Below are 16,410 nucleotides of genomic sequence, written 5' to 3'. Positions count from 1 at the left end.
GTCGCCGGGCGTGGGAGCCGCGGATTATCGAGCTCGCGCGGTCGGCCCCCACGCCCGACGACGGATTCACAGGATGTAGAGCATCTCTTGGTAGGTAGGCAGCGGCCACAAGTCGTCGGCGACAACGCCTTCCAGCGTGTCGGCGGCGGTGCGCACCGCTTCCATCGCCGGCAGCAGCGCTTCTTGGGCGTGCGTGGCCTCGTCGAGGGCCGACTGCGCCGAGTGGTCCGACAGGGCTGCCTTCAACGTCGTCAGCGCCGCGGACAGATCGGCCAGCGGGGCCGAGACCGCTTCCAACGCCGCCGTGCTGGGCTGCACACCGGCTTTCTTCATCGTCGCGACGTTCTGCGCGAGTTCGGTCTGGTACCGAATTGCGGCGGGCAGGATGACGGTCGTCCCGATCTCCAGCGCCAACTTCGCCTCGACCCCGATCGTCAACGCGTACTGCTCCAGGCGGACCTCGTAGCGGCTGTGCAGCTCGCGTTCGTTGAACACCCCGTACTTCGCGAACAGTTCGACCGCATCGGGTTTGATCAGCTCCGGGATGGCGTCCAGGGTGGTCTTCAGGTTCGGCAGGCCCCGCTCGGCCGCCTCGATCTGCCAGTTCTCCGAGTAACCGTCCCCGTTGAACACCACCGCCCCGTGCTCGGTGATGATCTCCGTGAGCAGCTTCTGCACCGACTGATCGAAGTCTTCGCCGTCCGCGACAGCCTGCTCCAGGATCGTGGCGATGTAGTCGAAGGAGTCGGCCATGATCGTGTTGAGCACGATCATCGGAACCGCCACCGTCTGACCGGAACCGGGTGCGCGGAACTCGAACCGGTTGCCGGTGAAGGCGAACGGGCTGGTCCGGTTGCGGTCACCGGCGTCAGTCGGCAAGTGGGGCAACGTGTCCACACCAATGATCATGGTGCCCTTGCCCTTTGACGACGTTGCCGCGCCCTTGGCGATCTGCTCGAACACGTCGGCGAGCTGTTCGCCCAGGAAGATCGAGATGATCGCGGGCGGCGCCTCGTTGGCGCCCAGCCGGTGGTCGTTGGTGGCCGACGCGACCGAGACCCGCAGCAGCCCGGCGAACTTGTGCACGGCGCGGATCACCGCCGCGCAGAACACCAGGAATTGGGCGTTCTCGTGCGGGGTGTCGCCCGGGACCAGCAACGACCCGAGCTCGGCGTTACCCACCGAGAAGTTCACGTGCTTGCCGGACCCGTTGACGCCGGCGAACGGCTTCTCGTGGAACAAGCATTCCATGCCGTGCTTCTTGGCGATCGTCTTGAAAATCGTCATCAGCAGCTGCTGGTGATCGGAGGCGATGTTGGCCCGCTCGAACATCGGCGCCACCTCGAATTGCCCGGGCGCGACCTCGTTGTGGCGGGTCTTGGCCGGGATACCGAGCTTGAACAGCTCCCGCTCGGTGTCCATCATGAAGCCCAGCACACGCTCGGGCACCGCGCCGAAGTAGTGGTCGTCGAACTCCTGGCCCTTCGGCGGCTTGGCGCCGAACACCGTGCGACCGGCGTTGATCAGGTCCGGGCGGGCCAAGAAGAAGTGCCGGTCGACCAGGAAGTACTCCTGCTCCGGGCCGCAGAAGGACACCACCTTGTTCAGGTCCTTGTGTCCGAACAAGGTCAGGATCCGCTCGGCGTGGATGCCCATGGCCTGCTGGCTGCGCAGCAGCGGCGTCTTGTAGTCCAGCGCCTCGCCGGTCATCGAAACGAAAACCGTTGGGATGCACAGCGTATTGCCGTTGGGGTTCTCCAGGACGTAGGCCGGGCTGGTCACGTCCCAGCCGGTGTAGCCGCGCGCCTCGAAGGTGCTGCGCAACCCGCCGGAGGGAAAGCTCGAGGCATCGGGCTCGCCCTGGATCAGGGTCTTACCCGCGAACTCGGCGAGTGTCTGCCCGTCGGAGACGGGTTCGAGGAAGCTGTCGTGCTTCTCGGCGGTCAGACCGGTCATCGGGTAGAAGACGTGCGCGTAGTGGGTGGCGCCCTTTTCCAGCGCCCAATCCTTCATGGCCACCGCGACCGTGTCGGCGACCGCCGGGTCGAGTTTGGCGCCCTTCTCGATGGTCGCCACCACGGACTTGTACACCGACTTGGGCAGCCGCGCCTGCATCTCGGCCTTGGTGAAGACGTTGGAGCCGAAGACCTCGCCGGGGGTCTCACCGGCTACGAAACTGACGGCCGGGGGGACGTATGCCTCGACGCTGTTGATCGCCTGCAGGCGCACCGCGTTTCCGCTCAATGGAGTTCCTATCGCTGAGGGGGTCCACGTTCTTCGTCTGCGGAAGGTGGACCGCCCCACCTTAGAAACCTTCGATGCCGAACTTGTTACGCACGCGTCAACGGTGCGCTTCCTCGGTTTCAAACAGGAGTCGGCCGCCTTGGATGATCGTCGCGATCGGCAGCACGAATAGCCGTAGGTGAGATCGCCACGGCTATGGTTGGCGGGCACGCGCCCATCGAGGCACCAGCCATAATGCCGACCATTGCACGATTTCCGGTGCGCCCAAAGACAATCAGAGTTTTAAGTCCGCCGCGCAGGCCGGCGAAACACCGACGGGTTGGATGACACCAGGGCAGCAATGCGGTCTCAGGGCAGCAACTTTTCGGCGCGTTCGTCCACGAATCTCGCCGGCTTACCGTTTAATGCTCCCGAGAGGGCGACCAGTAACCCTTTTCTCAATACCGTTGCGCGCCGCCACCGCGGCTCGAGAAAAGGACGACGATGGCCCGCACCCTGACGACGAACGTCGCCGCGGCCGCCCTGTTATGGGCGACCGGCGCAACATCGGCGTTCACCGGGGCAGCCGCGGCCCACGCCGCCCCGGGCCCTCCGGCGCCGGACGCCGACCACGAGGTGGGCATGTACGGCGACCCGGCTGCCGCCGCGCCCTATTGGCGCCGCCAGCACTCGTCGGACTGCGGAGAGATCGCGGTCGCCGACGTCGTCGGCGAGCTCACCGGCCGCCAGCCCACCGAACGACAGATCACCGCCGTCGCCGAAAACATGCCGGGAGCAACGGGTTCCAAACCGATCTGGACTCCACCCGGCAACACCGACATCAGAGATCTGCCGCTGCTGCTGTGGCACTACTGGGTCAGGGCCGACAACATCCAGACCGATCTCGGTGCCCTACAACAGAATCTGGCCGACAAGCGCAAGGTGATCGCCCTCGTCAACGCCGAGACCATCTGGAACCGCCCCGGCAACCGGGACGCCGGTAACCACTTTGTGGTCGTCACCGGCATCGATACCAAGACCGGTGTGGTGCATCTCAACGACAGCGGCATCGACACCGGCCGTGATGAGCAGATACCCATCGCGGATTTCGAACGGGCGTGGGCGCCCAACCGCAACTCCGCGGTCGTGACGCGGTCGTGACGAGGGGAAGCCAAACCCGTTTCAGGACAGGCTTTTGATCGCGTCGGACGCGACGACCGCAGATCCGCGCCGACGGTTGGCAAGGCTGCACGACTCGGCCAATTCGGGCCCATAGGTGGCCGCGCCGCACTCGCATTCCCAGCAGATATGACGGCCGCAGGAACACGGAATGGTGGCCACGATCATGTGTCCCGGCAAAAGCCAGTGACCACGTGCACACCGTTGTGGTGGTCTGTCCATCCATTGCGTGCGCGCGCCGTGCGCCAGCTCATTGACACGAACACTCACGGGCACCACCCTCCCATCGGCTTTTGCGCCAAGCCAGGGCGGTGTGTGAATCGTTATCGTCTCGTTGACCGTGTCGTTGCTCCCGAATCCGCGCGGACGATCACTTCTCGAGGGTGACCTGGTTGACATCGATTTGACCGGTGCGGAAGGCGTTGGCCCGGCCCGTCAGGTAATGCAGGTATCGCTCGTAGACCTCTTCGGACTGCATCTGGATGGCTTCGTCCCGGCGCGACTCGAGCGCCGCGGCCCACAGATCGAGGGTCCTGACGTAATGCGGCTGCAGCGGCTCGCGCAGCGTCAGGGTGAAACCGGCACCCGCCGCGTGCTGCTCCACCGGATCGATCGACGGCGGACCGGTGATCGTGTGCAAGAACATGACGCCGTCGTCGGGCAGGACGGCATAGGCCATTTGGAAAAGGTCGTCGTAGCGATCGAATCGGCCGTGCTCGAACGCCCCGATGGACACGATCCGGTCGACCGGCTCGGTGAACTCGTCCCAGCCGCCCAGCAACACCCACTTGCTGCGCTCGGTGTCCATCTCGTCGAACATTTTCTGCACGTGGGCGGCTTGACCGCTGGACGTGGTCAGGCCGACGACGTTGACGTCGTACTTCTCGATCGCGCGGCGCATCGTGGTGCCCCAGCCGCAGGCGATGTCGAGCAGTGTCATGCCGGGCCGCAGATCCAGCGCGGCCAGCGCCAAATCGATCTTGGCGATTTGGGCCTCTTCCAGTGTCATGTCGTCGCGCTCGAAGTACGCGCAGCTGTAGGTCTGGGTCCGATCAAGGAACAGGCGGAAAAAATCGTCGGACAAGTCGTAACGCACGTGCGCGTCGTCGACGGTCGGGATCAATCCCTGAGTCATGTTTGCGTCGCCTTTCCGGACCCAGGGTCCCCCCGCGTGACATCTAAAGTTTGCACATAGGTACCCCGGCGCGCGCGTCGCAAACCACATTCATAGCTAGTTCTCAGCTGTGAGCAGCGCTTTTACCAATCCTGGCGCTCGCCGATGAATTCCGGGCGGACCGCCAGTCAGACCTTTGAGTCGGAAAATTCCAGAACAAAGGTATGGATCTAATGTCACCGAACAACACGGCCCTGCCGCCCGTCGTCGATGCCCGAACCTGGCGCGCCGAGCTCGACGAACTACGCAAGCGCGAGAAGGCGGCCACCCGGGAACTGGATGCGATCGCCGCGCAACGGCGCCGCCTGCCGATGGTCGAATTACCCGACTACACACTGATCGGCGCCGAGGGGGCGGTCCGGCTGGTCGACGTGTTCGGTGGCCGGTCGCAGCTCATCACCTACCACCACATGTGGTCGGACGGCGCCGAGTGGCAGTGCGGCGGCTGCACGGGTTTCACCTCGCAGTTCACCCGACTCGAATTCCTCGACAACTACGACGCCCGTTTCGTCATCGTCACCAACGGCCCGATCGAGGAGGCACTCGCTTACCGGGAAAAGGTCGGCAATCGGATGCAGTGGTACTCGTCGTCGCAGAGCCCGTTCGGTGCGGACGTGGACGCGCCCCCGGGCGGCGGCTTCGCGGTCAACGTGTTTCTTCGCGACGGCGACACCGTGTATCGCACCTGGCACACCAACGGGCGCGGCACCGAACAACTCAGCCACTCGTTCGCGCTGATCGACCTGTTGCCGTGGGGCCGTCAGGAGGAATGGCTCGATTCGCCGGAAGGCTGGCCGTCGCGGCCCACCTACTCCGGTTGGCTGGACTCCCCCGACATCGCCCGCGCTTACGGAAGCGCGGGCTGACCGCGAGACTGTAACTGCCGACGCCACCTCGGAAAACGGGTCGCTAGTTGCAGTTTCGCGAGACGCGCGGCTAACGTCCGCCGTCGACGACCTTCACCTGCTTGTGCGGATAGCGGCGTTCCGCGTACTCCTTGGCCTTGGAATTCGGCAACACGTAAAGGGTTTCCTTCTTGTCCTGCAACGGCTTTAGCACCAGATCCATAAAGCTCTTGCGGTTGTCCAGGTAGGGCTCGATCACGTCCTCGCCGGCCGGGCACACCGCCAGGCAATAGGCGGCCTTGTAGTTGGGCTTGAACGACAGGCTCTGCCACATCGACGCGTTCTCCGAATCGGTTACCCGCGAACGGAAATCGGTCGCGTCCGTACTGTCGGCAACGGTCTGCACCCAATCCGTGAAGCCGCCCATGAACTCTCGGTAGTTGTGCGTAGAACACGCCAGCCAATCGAAGCTGCCATCCTTGCCGATCGCGCCGACCGGGCAAGCCGCCACGCACAGCTTGCATTCCAGGCACGGGCTGTAGTCCAGCGGCTCGCCGTAGCTGCTGATCGGGGTGTCCACCAAGATCGTGCCCAGCAGGATGAAGTTGCCGAACTTGGGGTGAATCACGTTGCGGTGGATGCCCATGACGCCGAGGCCCGCCGCGACGGCGACGGGTTTGTGCGCCACAACCCAGATCCGGCCGGGGTAGTTGTCCATCTCCATCGGAAAGGTCGCCGAGGGGTTGAGCACCCGGTGACCGGCGTCCTGCAGCCGGCGCACGATGCGGTAGGCCGCTTCGTTGAGTAGCTCGCCGCTGCGGTGAAACTCCTGGTTGGCGACGCTGCGCGCGGTCGAGCGGATGTTGTCGCGGTTCATCTTGACCACCAGCGAGATGTAGCTCCTGGTGCCGGGCAGCGCGGCCTCGACATGCTCGACCTCCGAAGCCAGATCGGGATTGTCGACGCTGGCGAACGCCACGTCATCGACGCCGGCGTCCAGGCACAGCTCGCGCAGCCAATCCGCGTCGAGCACTTCGGCTTTACGCGCCCGGCGCGACCGCACCTTTCGCACGGTGGGGTGTTCCGCCAGCCGAGCCGGAAGTTTCTCGCTCATGCTAGGTATAGTACACAATACCTAGCTGGTGGTGGTGTCGAGCCTGCAGGCACAGGACGCGGTGATCGGAACGTCGGCGTGGGCGCGCGCCAGCGTCAGCTGCTGGGAGATAATCGTCGCCTCCGCGGTGCGGCCCAGCCGCCGCAAACACTCGTGGTAGCCGTGCAGGCTCCACACATTGCCCGGATGCTGGCAGCACCGGCGGACCGACGGGTCCAAACCGAGATCGGCCGCGTACACGTTCGCCGCTTCTTCGACATGGCCCTGCTCGAGCAGCAGCGCGCCATAGGCGTGGCGGGTAGGCTGCATCCAGCCCCATGGTTCGTCGTAGGGCAGGGCGTCGTCGAGTTCTACCGCGCGGCGAAGGTGCGCGAACGCCGTGTCGAATTGCCCTTGGCGGTAAGCGATCTCACCGTCGAGCATGGCGGCGGCAACCGCGAGGATGTCACGACTGGTGTTGTTGAACAGATACCGTGACGCGGGAATGCGGGCATAGGCCGCGGTGAACGCTTCCCGCGCGGCTTCTGCTTGCGACAGCTGTCCGGTTGCCGCGTGGGCGACGCCGCGACCGTAGTGCACCGTCGCCGCCGTGGTGCAGTACAAATCCTGGTCGGCGGGCAGCGGCTCGGCGATGAGTTCGTCCCAGCGGCCGAAGCGGATCAGCACGTGCACCCGAAGCGGCACGAAAGCCTCCAGCCAGTCGGCCATCGGCGGTGACTGGATCGAGAGCACCTCCGTGGTGAGCTGCTGGGCGACCTCGTCGGCGGCCTGCAGCGCGACCGCCGACTGCCCGGAGAACATCGCCGCGTACACGACGAAGTGGAGGTCGTGCGCGCGGTAGGCCGAGTAAAAGTTCAGTGCGCCTTCGCGTTCGAGGAATTTGCGATCCGCACGCACGGCCGCCAAGTTCGACACCACCGCGTTGCGGTAGTCGCCGCACAGCACATCGATGTGGGTGGGCATGTGTTCGAGATGACCGGCGTCGGGTGCCAGCCCACGCAGCAGATCGGCTGCGGGCAGCGCCTCCTCGGGATGGGCGGACAGCTCCATCGTGTGCAGATACAGGTGCAGGATGCCCGGATGGGCACGACCGGCGGAGGTCGTCAGCGCGGTCTGAAGGATCTGTTTGGCCTCCAGCACCCGCGACCCCGGCGCCGGCTCGCCGGTGCGGGTGTCCCACAGTGCCCAGGCCGTCACATTGACCAGCGCATCCGCCGCCAAGGCCGCGACGTCCATGTCGTGCGGGTAGGCCGACGCCAACCTCGACATCGCCTCCGCGTACGCCGCGTTTCCGTCGGCCAGCGCCGCGGTGTCGGCGATGTCGAGGGTGGGAAAGCGGGCGGCCAGGGCGTCGATCAGGCCGCGTTCGGTGGCCGTGGCACGGCCGCCGGCAGCCAGCTGGAGCTCCTCGCGAGCCCGGGCCAGCGACGCCGCCAGATCGACGGGATCGAATGCGTCCCAGGCCTTGTTGTAGTTCGGCCCGACCGAGTACGCGATGCCCCATCGCGCGATTGCAAGGTCGGGGTCTCGGACGAGCGCGCGCTCGAAGCACCGCACCGCCTCTTCATGGTTGAACGCATAAGCCCACACCATGCCGCGGTTGAACCACATTTGGGCCTGAGCCGACGCCGTATCGACGGACCGATGGTAGGAGCCGAGGTCGTAGTAGGGCTCGACTTCTACTTCCGGGTCGCGCGGGACCTGCACGTCGCCGACGATAGCCCGGGGGCGGCCGGTCCGCTGCTATTCGTTCGTCGCGTCGGCCACGGTCAGCGGCAGCGCCAGGTCCTCGAGGGCGCGTTGCTCCGCCGCGATGCCCAGCCACAGCTCGACCAGGCCCGCGACGGCCATCACGATCGCCCCGATCAGGAACGACCACAGCACCTGACCGCGATCGCCCGAATTGATCAGCTCGCCGAACAACACGGGGCCGGTGATGCCGCCGATCGCGGTGCCCACCGCATAGAAGAACGCGATCGCCAACGCCCGGGTCTCCATCGGGAAGATCTCGCTGACCGTCAAGTAGGCCGCGCTCGCACCGGCCGAGGCGAGGAAAAACGCCGCCGCGAGCACGACGATGAAGGTCCAGACACCGCCGGTCTGATCCAGGAACAGCACGCCGAGCACGACCGCGATCACAGCCGAAAACCGAAGGTAAGGTTGCAGGTGAATCATCGGTTTTTGCGGCCGAAACGGTGTTCGAAAACAAAGCCGCCCCGAAGAAAATCAAAACGGGCCCAAGGAAAAAATTTGCTCAATTCGCCAACAAAGAATTGAAAAGAAAAGAATTCGGCAACCTTTTTTCCGGAACGGGAAAATGCCGTAAAAAAAAAAAGCCGCTCAAGCAAGCGTGCCCAGGTTTGAAACGTTCAACGCCGTTGTACAGGAAATGCCTGACCGATGAAAACAAAACGCGAAGCCCGAGGACCGCGCGTTTGGGGTACAGCATGAAACGCCACCCGGGCGATCTCGACAAACGAAATCGCTTGGCGCTGACGAATTCTCAGCGGCTCGCCCTGCGGCTCGGGCAGCGGTTGTCCGGTTTCTCGCTGCACGTCTTGCTCGATCTCGCCGACGATCTGCTCGGCTTCCTCGTCGCGCCCGTGAATGAACAGCCAGCGTGGGCTTTCCGGAACGTTGCGCCGGACCACCAGGACGAAGATCCCGAAAACGGCCCCGATGCCGAAGGCGAGTCGCCAACCGATGTTCGCCGGGAAGTTCGAGGTGTCCAGCAGGACCAGTGCCCCGGCGGCGCCGACGGCCGAACCCAGCCAGTAGGTGCCGTTGATGATCAAATCCACCCGGCCGCGCACTCGCGCCGGAATCAACTCGTCGATCGCCGAATTGATGGCCGCGTATTCGCCGCCTATGCCGGCGCCGGTGAAAAAGCGAGTGATGAAGAAATACCAAGGCGCGAAGGCGAATGCGGTCGCAACGGTGGCGACGAGGTAGACCGCCAGGGTCAGGATGAACAGGTTGCGGCGTCCGAACCGGTCGGTCAGGTGACCGAAGAACAACGCGCCCAGGCATGCCCCGGTGATGTAGATCGCCGCCGCGTAGCCGATCTGCGCGGGGTTGAGCTCGATCCCGCTGCCCTTCTCGGTGAGCCGGGCCGAGACGTTGCCGACCATCGTGACCTCGAGTCCGTCGAGGATCCACACCCCGCCGAGCCCCACCACGACGCGCCAGTGAAACCGCGACCACGGCAGCCGGTCCAACCGCGCCGGAACCTGCGTCGTGATCGTTTTCGTCTGCGCGCCTGAGCTCATGCGGTCTCCGTTCTGAGTGGATACAGAACTACCCCCCGCCAGCACGTCGCATGCCGCGGAAAAGCAAGTTTTGCGGGCCGGTCGCGTGCGAAATGCCGATCGTCGGACCCTCGAGGTTTGCCTGGCATCCTGGCGGACCCTACCAGCCGGTTCAGTTCACACCGATCGCTCCGGCTCGGCGTATGCGCCCCTGGCGCGGGGCGGTCCGGCTCTCAGGCCGACGGGTGAGCGTGGGCGACCACCGGAGGAAATTCGGGCCGCAGCGAGGTGTTCGGATCGTCATGCTCGATGCGTGCCCACTGGTGGGACGAGAAGTACCACGTCCACTTGCCCGTGGAAGGACCGATCTTGAGCACCGCGCCGTCGGTGTCGAAATGAAGTTCGTCCCCGTACGTGATTTCGGTGCCATCTGCCCAGGTCACTGTGAAAGCCATGCGGGCACGCTACCCGGCAGACCTATCCAGTATCTGTACAAAGGCCGACAATTTATTTCTTCCCGCAGCGGCCGCGCGCGTGGTTGCGGATTTGGCTGCAGCATCGCGATTGACGGCGTCTAAATCGGGCCCCGGCAGCCGCCCCCAAAGCGATAGGGTTCGCGCGGCGGCGTGACATTGGGCGACGGGCGGTGAACTTTCCTTGGCCGCCAGCCGGATTGGGTTTGTTAGCCCGCGCCTTTACCGTTGTCGACCCGATATACGGCGCCATGGATGGCCGCCGCGGCGTCGCTGGCCAGGAACGCGACCATATTCGCGACGTCCAGCGGCTGCATCATGCCTCGCGGTGAGGCTGACCGCAGGATCAGGTCGTAGTTGGGATCCTCTGGCGCGGTGAACTGTTCGATCTGCGGGGTGAGCATGCCGCCGGGACACACCGCGTTGACGCGCAGCCGATCCGCGGTGTACTCCACCGCCAACGCCCGGGTCAGCCCGATGAGCCCATGCTTGGCAGCGCAGTACCCGGCCGAGTAGGCCTGCCCCTCGACACCGGCGATCGAGGCGACGTTGACGATATTTCCGCCGCGCTGCAGCAGCTGCGGCAGGGCGGCGCGGCACAGGTAGAACGGACCGTTCAGGTTCACGGCCAGATCTTGTGTCCAGTCATCGTCGGTCATCGACTCGGTTCGGCGCATCTGGTGCTTCCCGGCGATGTTGACCAGCACGTCGATGCCGCCGAACTGCCGGACGCACTGCTCGACCGCGTCTTTGCAGGCCTGCGGCGAGCCGACGTCCACCGATGCGTAGGAACCATGCTCTACGTCGCCGAACACCTCGGCCAGGCGCGCGGTGTCCCGGGCAATGCCGAAAACCGTTGCGCCCTGGCGGGAAAACAGCTTGGCGGTTTCAGCGCCCAGGCCCGACGAGGCACCGGTCACCAACGCGACCTTGTCTTGCAGTGCTGTCATACCAGTCCTCTCAAACCGCGATCGCACACGCGCCGCGCTGCGCGGGGCGTGCGACTAGCAAATCAACTCTCACGCCAGCACATCCACCAGGGGCCGCGGCCGACGTCACACCAGGCTGGTGCGTCTCAAGACGGCGGCAATGCCGCTACGCAGGAAATCAAGCGGCTCAACGGATCTCAGGCCGGACGCGCAAATCGTAGCGCGGGTCAGGCGGCGCGCCAGGACGGTTCGCCGGATCCGTCGCACCGCCAATACCGTGACGAAGCTCATCGCGAGCCGGCCTATCGCGACGCGACTGGTGCGCATTCTCCAGGGCGACGGCGTCGAGCCCGCGCGCCGGCCGACGTAATAACCGACACAAGTCGCCGTCGCGAGCGCGCAGACCAGCACCAGAACTGTCATGTGACGAGCGTCCATTGCCGCCGTCGCGCAGAGGTCACGCGCGAGCTACACCTCGGTCAACAACCGGGAGCCATGGGTTGCGGCGTGCGTCAATCTTGCGCTGCGGGCGGCGCGGCTTCGACGGTGGCCAGTTCGGCCAGACCGCTGACGGTGAGGCTGCGCATCAGCAGCGGGTGGGCAATGACGTGTATTTGGTCGGCACGCGCGAAGAGGGCGTTGATGGCGGCGCTGTCGAGATATTCCACCTGGCTGAGGTCGACGATGAGCGCCGCGCCGCTGCCCGCAACCTCGGCCGTGGCCGTGGCGAGGGCCTGGTCGAATACGTCGATGTTGCTCAGGTCGATTTCACCCGTTGCGATCAGCGCGAGTTTGCCATCACCGGAGCGCACGGTCTCGACGGTGAGCGACGTGGCCATCAGGTGATCCTTACCGATAGCTGGACTGTTGTTCCGCCGATGTCAGGATTGATCGTGACGTCGTGCATGAGGCCTCGCATCAGGGCGATGCCGCGACCACGATGTGGATTGGCCTCCGGTTGCGGAGGTTTCCAGGAGCCGGTGTCGGTGATGGTCAACTGCACCTCGTCGACGAGTGCGGTCGCGTCCAGAACGATCGTGCCCCCACGCCGGTGGGGGTGACCGTGCTCGATGGCGTTGGCGACCGCCTCGCCGGCGGCAATGAGCAGGCTCATGCTCTGCTCCGGATCCACTCGCGCTCTGGTCAACCAGTTACGCAGAGCCGTGCGGGCCGGGCCGAGGTGGCTGGCGTCGGCGGGAAACTCCAGCTCCAGCGGAGCGGGATGGCGGTACAGCAAAAGCGCGACGTCGTCCTGATAGCCGCCGGTTGGCGCGAGGCGGGACATCACCTGGTCCGCCAAGTCCTCCAGCGACGAACCAACCCCGTCCGCAACGAGGGCCGCGGCCCGGGCTATGCCCTCATCCAATGGCCTGCGTCGGCGTTCGACCAAACCATCGGTGTAGAGCAGCAGAGTCGAGCGCGCCGGGATGGTGACGCGGGCTTCGGGGCGATCGCGATGGGGGCGCACTCCTAAGACAATGGTGTGGCCATCCTCGAGCAGCTCGATCGTGCCGTCGGCGTGGACGACGATGGGCGGCGGGTGTCCGGCACTGGAATAAACCAGCTCGCCGGTGTCGGGGTTGAGCACGGCGCAGACCGCGGTGGTGCACAGGGCCCCGGGCAACCGTGCGGCGAAGCGGTCCAGCCCCTTGAGGGCGGCCGCCGGGCTGGGATTGTCGAACAATAATGCCCGGCAGGCGCTGCGCACCTGCCCCATCACGGTGGCGGCGGCAAGGCCGTGACCGACACAGTCGCCGACCAGCAACGCGATGCGCCCGTCATCCAGGTCGGCGACGTCGTACCAGTCACCGCCAACTTGCAGCGGACGGGCGGCCGCCTGATAGCGCACCGCGAAACCATGCGGCAGGTCAGACGGGCCGAGGATGGCGTGTTGCAGGGCTAATGCCGTCTCCCGCTGCTGGTCGACCTGATGCACCCGTTGCAGGCCCTGGCCGAGCCGGCCCGCCAACACGGTGAGCAGGGTTTGGTCCTCGAGGGTGAAGGGCCGTTGTTCGGACAGATCGATCCAAACGACGAGCACGCCCTCGGGATGCTGCAGGGCGATGGCCGCCGTTCCCGGCCTGATCGTGTTGGGGGTGAGCAGGTCGCCGTCGCGTAGCGACTCGAGCAGTTCTCGGGTCTCGGGTGAAAGGTCGGCCCACCGCGCGGACTCGCCGACCGAGACCAGTTCCGGTGTGCCGGAGGTGGTTTCGACGGCGGAACGCTCAGTGGGGAACGTGACGGCCACGACGCGGCGGGCCCGCCAGAGTCGACGCAGTTCCTCGGCGGCGGCCAGCACGGCCTCATCCACGCTGTCGGCCTGGGCGAGTTGCTGGTTGAGCGCGTGTTCGCGGCCTGCCGTCAGCGCCAAGGCGATTGCGGCTTGCCCCGCGAAATCACTGACCAAGTCCAGGTAATTGACGTCGAAGGCCGGCAGCTGCGGATCGCGTGCAACGGCGATCACGCCGAGCACCGCCTCGTCGGCGATCAGCGGGATGACAATGGCGGTGCGTTCACCCACGTCGGTGAAGCCCTCGATCGGATATTGGAAGGAGTCGGTGATCAGCGGCAGGCCGCGTCGCGCCACACCGCCCGTGGTGGAGCCGTCCATCGGAACTTGTCGACCGATCACCTGCGAGGCGTACCGGCCCGCGGTCGCCGCCACGACCAGCGTGTCGGCCTTGCCGTGCGGCCGATCGGGCTCGCGGGGCACCAGCAAAATGGCCTGCTCCGCTCCGGCCAACTCCAGTGCCCGATTCACGATGAGCTGCAGCGGTCCCGTCTGTGGGTCACCGGACAACAGCGCGGTGGTGATCTCGCGACTGGCCTTCGTCCACCGCGCCGACTCACGTTCCCGCTCGAAGAGCCGCGCATTGTCGATGGCGGCAGCCGCCGCCGTGGCCAACGCGCGCACCGCACCCTCGTGGCCGTCGGTGAACACTCGCCCGGGCCGATCGTCGGCGAGGTAAAGGCTGCCGAAGTCGGCCGCCCGAACCGTGATCGGTATCGCGAGCAACGCCCGGATGGGCGGGCCGTCCGCGGAGATCGCGACGGCTTCCGGGTGGGCGGTCAAATCGTCGACTCGGATTCCGTCCCCCACCGGCAGATCGCCGAGCTGCCGCGCGGTGGCGTTGTCGACTCCCCCGTTCACGAACGATGCCAAGGCGCCGTCTGAGCCACGAATACCCAGCGCCCCATACCGGGCGCCGGTCAATTCCATCGCCGCACTGACAATTCGATGCAGCGTCACATCCAGGTCCAGGTCGGAACCGATCTCGACGATGACCCGTACCAGCTGTGCCATCTGATCGCGAGCGGCCAGCAGCTCGTCAAGTTGCTCGCGCACCCGGCTCATCGGCTCGTGCCCCGCGGAATCGGGTTCACCCATAGACACCAAGCTAATGGGTCACGGTCGGGCCTCTTGCCGTTTGGGTACCGGAAGCGTCATTGTCTCCCAGCGCGGCGGCTGACCGATTCGGCGGCCGGGATCTGCTTCAGAGGCTGTGGTGGTCGCGCAGAATCTGGCCGGCACGCTCGCCGATGATGACGCACGGGGCCATCGTGTTGCCGGTGGTGACACGCGGCATGATCGATCCGTCGGCGACCCGAAGATTTTGTACCCCGTAGACTTTCAACGCACTGTCGACCACCGACATACTGTCGGTCCCCATCTTGGCGGTGCCCGTTTGGTGGTGGTACGTGGTGACCTCGTTGCGGATAAACGACTCGAGCGCAACGGCATTGATATTGCCCGGCATCACTTCTCGCCTACTGAAACGGCGCAGCGGAGCAGAATTTCCGATCTCGCGACACAGCCGCATGCAGGCTATTGCGGATTTCATGTCGTCGGGGTGGGACATCAGGTTGGCCTGGATCTGCAGCGGGTCGAGCGGATCGGGTCCCGTCAGGCAAATACGTCCACGGCTCTTGGGGCGCACCACGGCGCCGAACATCGCCCAACCTGACTCCGGCAGACCATATTTCGCGGCATGCTCCCGGCTCGAGTAGGGAAACTCAAGTTGGTAGGCCTGAAGGTCGGGGGTGTCCAAGCCCGGATCGCTTTTGGCGAACACGGTCACCTCACCGCCGCTGTTGCGCCACGGCAGCCGTTCTCGAGATTCCCACACGCACGCAAACCCGGGGTGGTCCTGCAGGTTTCGCCCGACTCCCTGCAGATGCTGCACGACGTTAATCCGATGTCGCCGCAGTTCGGTCCCGTCGCCGATGCCCGATTGCATCAGCACCTTGGGCGTGTGGATCGCCCCCAACGACAGCACCACTTCGGATCCCGCCCCGACGCGGTGCAGGGTGCCGTTGTGGACGAATTCCACGCCGGTGGCGGTCGGCGTGCCGGCGTGGGTATCGAAGGTCACTCGCGTCACCAGCGCGCCGCTGCGGACGGTCACATTGGGCCGATCCATCAGCGGGAAAAGGTAAGAGCGAAAGACTGATTGACGGGTCCCGCCGCGGATGCGCAGATCTACGATCGATGCGCCGCCGTCGCCTTCCATCAAACTGCCGTTTTGGTTGTCGAAGGTCGGGATACCGAGCAGATCGGCGGCCGCAAGGCCGGCCTTCGCGAGTGGGCTTGGGTCCATTGCGGATTCGACATGCACGGCTCCCCCGGTGCCGCGATGTTCGGGATCTGGGGCGCCATGCCAGTCCTCGATGGCCCGGTAGATCGCGAGCACCGACTCGTAGTTCCACCGCTGGTCTTTGGCTTCGGAGGCGAAATAGTCCCAGTCGTTCTTGTGTCCGCGCGCCCACACCATGACGTTGATGCTCGATCCCCCGCCCAGGACCTTGCCCATCGAGTACGGGATCGCTCGCCCGTTGAGGTGGCAGCTGGGTTCTGCGGTGAAGTTCCAGTCGCGCTCGCTGCCCAGGTTGGCCAGCCACATGTCCGGCCTTGTCGTTTCGGGCGCCTCGTCGGAGCCACCGGCTTCGAGCACCAGCACGCTCACCTCCGGATTTTCGGCCAGACGACGTGCCACCACTGATCCCGAAGAGCCGGACCCGCATACGATGAAGTCGTATTGCGCCTTGATCTCCGCGCCAAGGGCTTGCTGGTTACGCCGGACTCGCTCGGCGAATTCCGCTGCGGAAAAGCCTGTCTCGAAGGACGGTGAACTCATATGTCATGGCTACCGCCCCGGTGCCGTGCCACGCGACAATCGGACCGGCATAACGCGTTAGCTGGACAGAAAGTTTCGCTAACCGGATAG

12 protein-coding genes and 1 pseudogene are annotated in these 16,410 nt (G+C 65.3%); 2 read left to right on the top strand and 11 right to left on the bottom strand.

Annotated features, from left to right (window positions below):
• Window positions 1-66: 66 nt before the first annotated feature.
• A complete protein-coding gene (locus BN973_RS14610) occupies window positions 67-2,244 on the bottom strand; it encodes a glutamine synthetase III family protein (protein WP_036468963.1) in 2,178 nt (725 codons plus the stop codon).
• 483 nt (window positions 2,245-2,727) lie between these two features.
• On the opposite strand from BN973_RS14610, the gene BN973_RS14605 reads away from it, so the two are divergent.
• A complete protein-coding gene (locus BN973_RS14605) occupies window positions 2,728-3,384 on the top strand; it encodes a cysteine peptidase family C39 domain-containing protein (protein WP_036468962.1) in 657 nt (218 codons plus the stop codon).
• 388 nt (window positions 3,385-3,772) lie between these two features.
• On the opposite strand, the gene BN973_RS14600 is transcribed toward BN973_RS14605, so the two are convergent.
• Entirely contained in the window at window positions 3,773-4,537 is a 765-nt protein-coding gene (locus tag BN973_RS14600) for a class I SAM-dependent methyltransferase (RefSeq protein WP_036468961.1), read from the bottom strand.
• Between the two features lie 212 nt (window positions 4,538-4,749).
• Here BN973_RS14600 and BN973_RS14595 point away from each other — a divergent pair, with 212 nt between their 5' ends.
• Entirely contained in the window at window positions 4,750-5,442 is a 693-nt protein-coding gene (locus BN973_RS14595) for a DUF899 domain-containing protein (protein ID WP_036468960.1), read from the top strand.
• Window positions 5,443-5,512: 70 nt separating this feature from the next.
• Here the strand turns inward: BN973_RS14595 and BN973_RS14590 are convergent, their stop codons facing one another.
• The 9 genes and pseudogenes from BN973_RS14590 to BN973_RS14550 all read right to left on the bottom strand — a co-directional run bounded on the left by BN973_RS14590 (window position 5,513) and on the right by BN973_RS14550 (window position 16,320).
• Complete coding sequence (locus BN973_RS14590; RefSeq protein WP_036468959.1) at window positions 5,513-6,535, bottom strand: epoxyqueuosine reductase; 1,023 nt, start codon at window positions 6,533-6,535, stop codon at window positions 5,513-5,515.
• A 21-nt stretch (window positions 6,536-6,556) separates the two neighbouring features.
• Entirely contained in the window at window positions 6,557-8,242 is a 1,686-nt protein-coding gene (locus BN973_RS14585; protein WP_036468958.1) for a tetratricopeptide repeat protein, read from the bottom strand.
• A 36-nt stretch (window positions 8,243-8,278) separates the two neighbouring features.
• Window positions 8,279-9,804, bottom strand: a pseudogene (locus BN973_RS14580) (MFS transporter).
• 212 nt (window positions 9,805-10,016) lie between these two features.
• Window positions 10,017-10,238, bottom strand: coding sequence for a hypothetical protein (locus BN973_RS14575; protein ID WP_036468957.1), 222 nt, complete (start codon window positions 10,236-10,238; stop codon window positions 10,017-10,019).
• Between the two features lie 227 nt (window positions 10,239-10,465).
• Window positions 10,466-11,206, bottom strand: coding sequence for an SDR family NAD(P)-dependent oxidoreductase (locus BN973_RS14570; RefSeq protein ID WP_036468956.1), 741 nt, complete (start codon window positions 11,204-11,206; stop codon window positions 10,466-10,468).
• Between the two features lie 105 nt (window positions 11,207-11,311).
• A complete protein-coding gene (locus BN973_RS14565; protein ID WP_036468955.1) occupies window positions 11,312-11,608 on the bottom strand; it encodes a hypothetical protein in 297 nt (98 codons plus the stop codon).
• An 89-nt stretch (window positions 11,609-11,697) separates the two neighbouring features.
• The gene (locus BN973_RS14560; RefSeq protein ID WP_036468954.1) at window positions 11,698-12,024 is read right to left on the bottom strand and encodes an STAS domain-containing protein; all 327 of its coding nucleotides are present in this window, start codon (window positions 12,022-12,024) and stop codon (window positions 11,698-11,700) included.
• Window positions 12,024-14,573, bottom strand: a complete 2,550-nt coding sequence (locus BN973_RS14555; protein ID WP_036468953.1) for a SpoIIE family protein phosphatase — start codon at window positions 14,571-14,573, stop codon at window positions 12,024-12,026. Before BN973_RS14555 ends, BN973_RS14560 begins: the two co-directional genes overlap by 1 nt.
• A gap of 106 nt (window positions 14,574-14,679) precedes the next feature.
• Window positions 14,680-16,320, bottom strand: a complete 1,641-nt coding sequence (locus tag BN973_RS14550; RefSeq protein WP_084163405.1) for a GMC family oxidoreductase — start codon at window positions 16,318-16,320, stop codon at window positions 14,680-14,682.
• Between the last annotated feature and the right edge of the window lie 90 nt (window positions 16,321-16,410).

The organism is Mycobacterium triplex (assembly GCF_000689255.1).
Lineage (GTDB): Bacteria > Actinomycetota > Actinomycetes > Mycobacteriales > Mycobacteriaceae > Mycobacterium > Mycobacterium triplex.
The sequence above is the reverse complement of the archived record's forward strand: the minus strand, read 5'-3'. Positions and strand labels throughout refer to the sequence as shown.

Excerpts from the sequence above, each read along its gene's own strand:
- BN973_RS14595 (WP_036468960.1), top strand. The coding sequence starts at position 4,750 with ATGTCACCGAACAACACGGCCCTGCCGCCCGTCGTCGATGCCCGAACC.
- BN973_RS14605 (WP_036468962.1), top strand. The coding sequence starts at position 2,728 with ATGGCCCGCACCCTGACGACGAACGTCGCCGCGGCCGCCCTGTTATGG.
- BN973_RS14570 (WP_036468956.1), bottom strand. The coding sequence starts at position 11,206 with ATGACAGCACTGCAAGACAAGGTCGCGTTGGTGACCGGTGCCTCGTCG.
- BN973_RS14565 (WP_036468955.1), bottom strand. The coding sequence starts at position 11,608 with ATGACAGTTCTGGTGCTGGTCTGCGCGCTCGCGACGGCGACTTGTGTC.
- BN973_RS14575 (WP_036468957.1), bottom strand. The coding sequence starts at position 10,238 with ATGGCTTTCACAGTGACCTGGGCAGATGGCACCGAAATCACGTACGGG.
- BN973_RS14590 (WP_036468959.1), bottom strand. The coding sequence starts at position 6,535 with ATGAGCGAGAAACTTCCGGCTCGGCTGGCGGAACACCCCACCGTGCGA.
- BN973_RS14555 (WP_036468953.1), bottom strand. The coding sequence starts at position 14,573 with ATGGGTGAACCCGATTCCGCGGGGCACGAGCCGATGAGCCGGGTGCGC.
- BN973_RS14550 (WP_084163405.1), bottom strand. The coding sequence starts at position 16,320 with ATGAGTTCACCGTCCTTCGAGACAGGCTTTTCCGCAGCGGAATTCGCC.
- BN973_RS14600 (WP_036468961.1), bottom strand. The coding sequence starts at position 4,537 with ATGACTCAGGGATTGATCCCGACCGTCGACGACGCGCACGTGCGTTAC.
- BN973_RS14560 (WP_036468954.1), bottom strand. The coding sequence starts at position 12,024 with ATGGCCACGTCGCTCACCGTCGAGACCGTGCGCTCCGGTGATGGCAAA.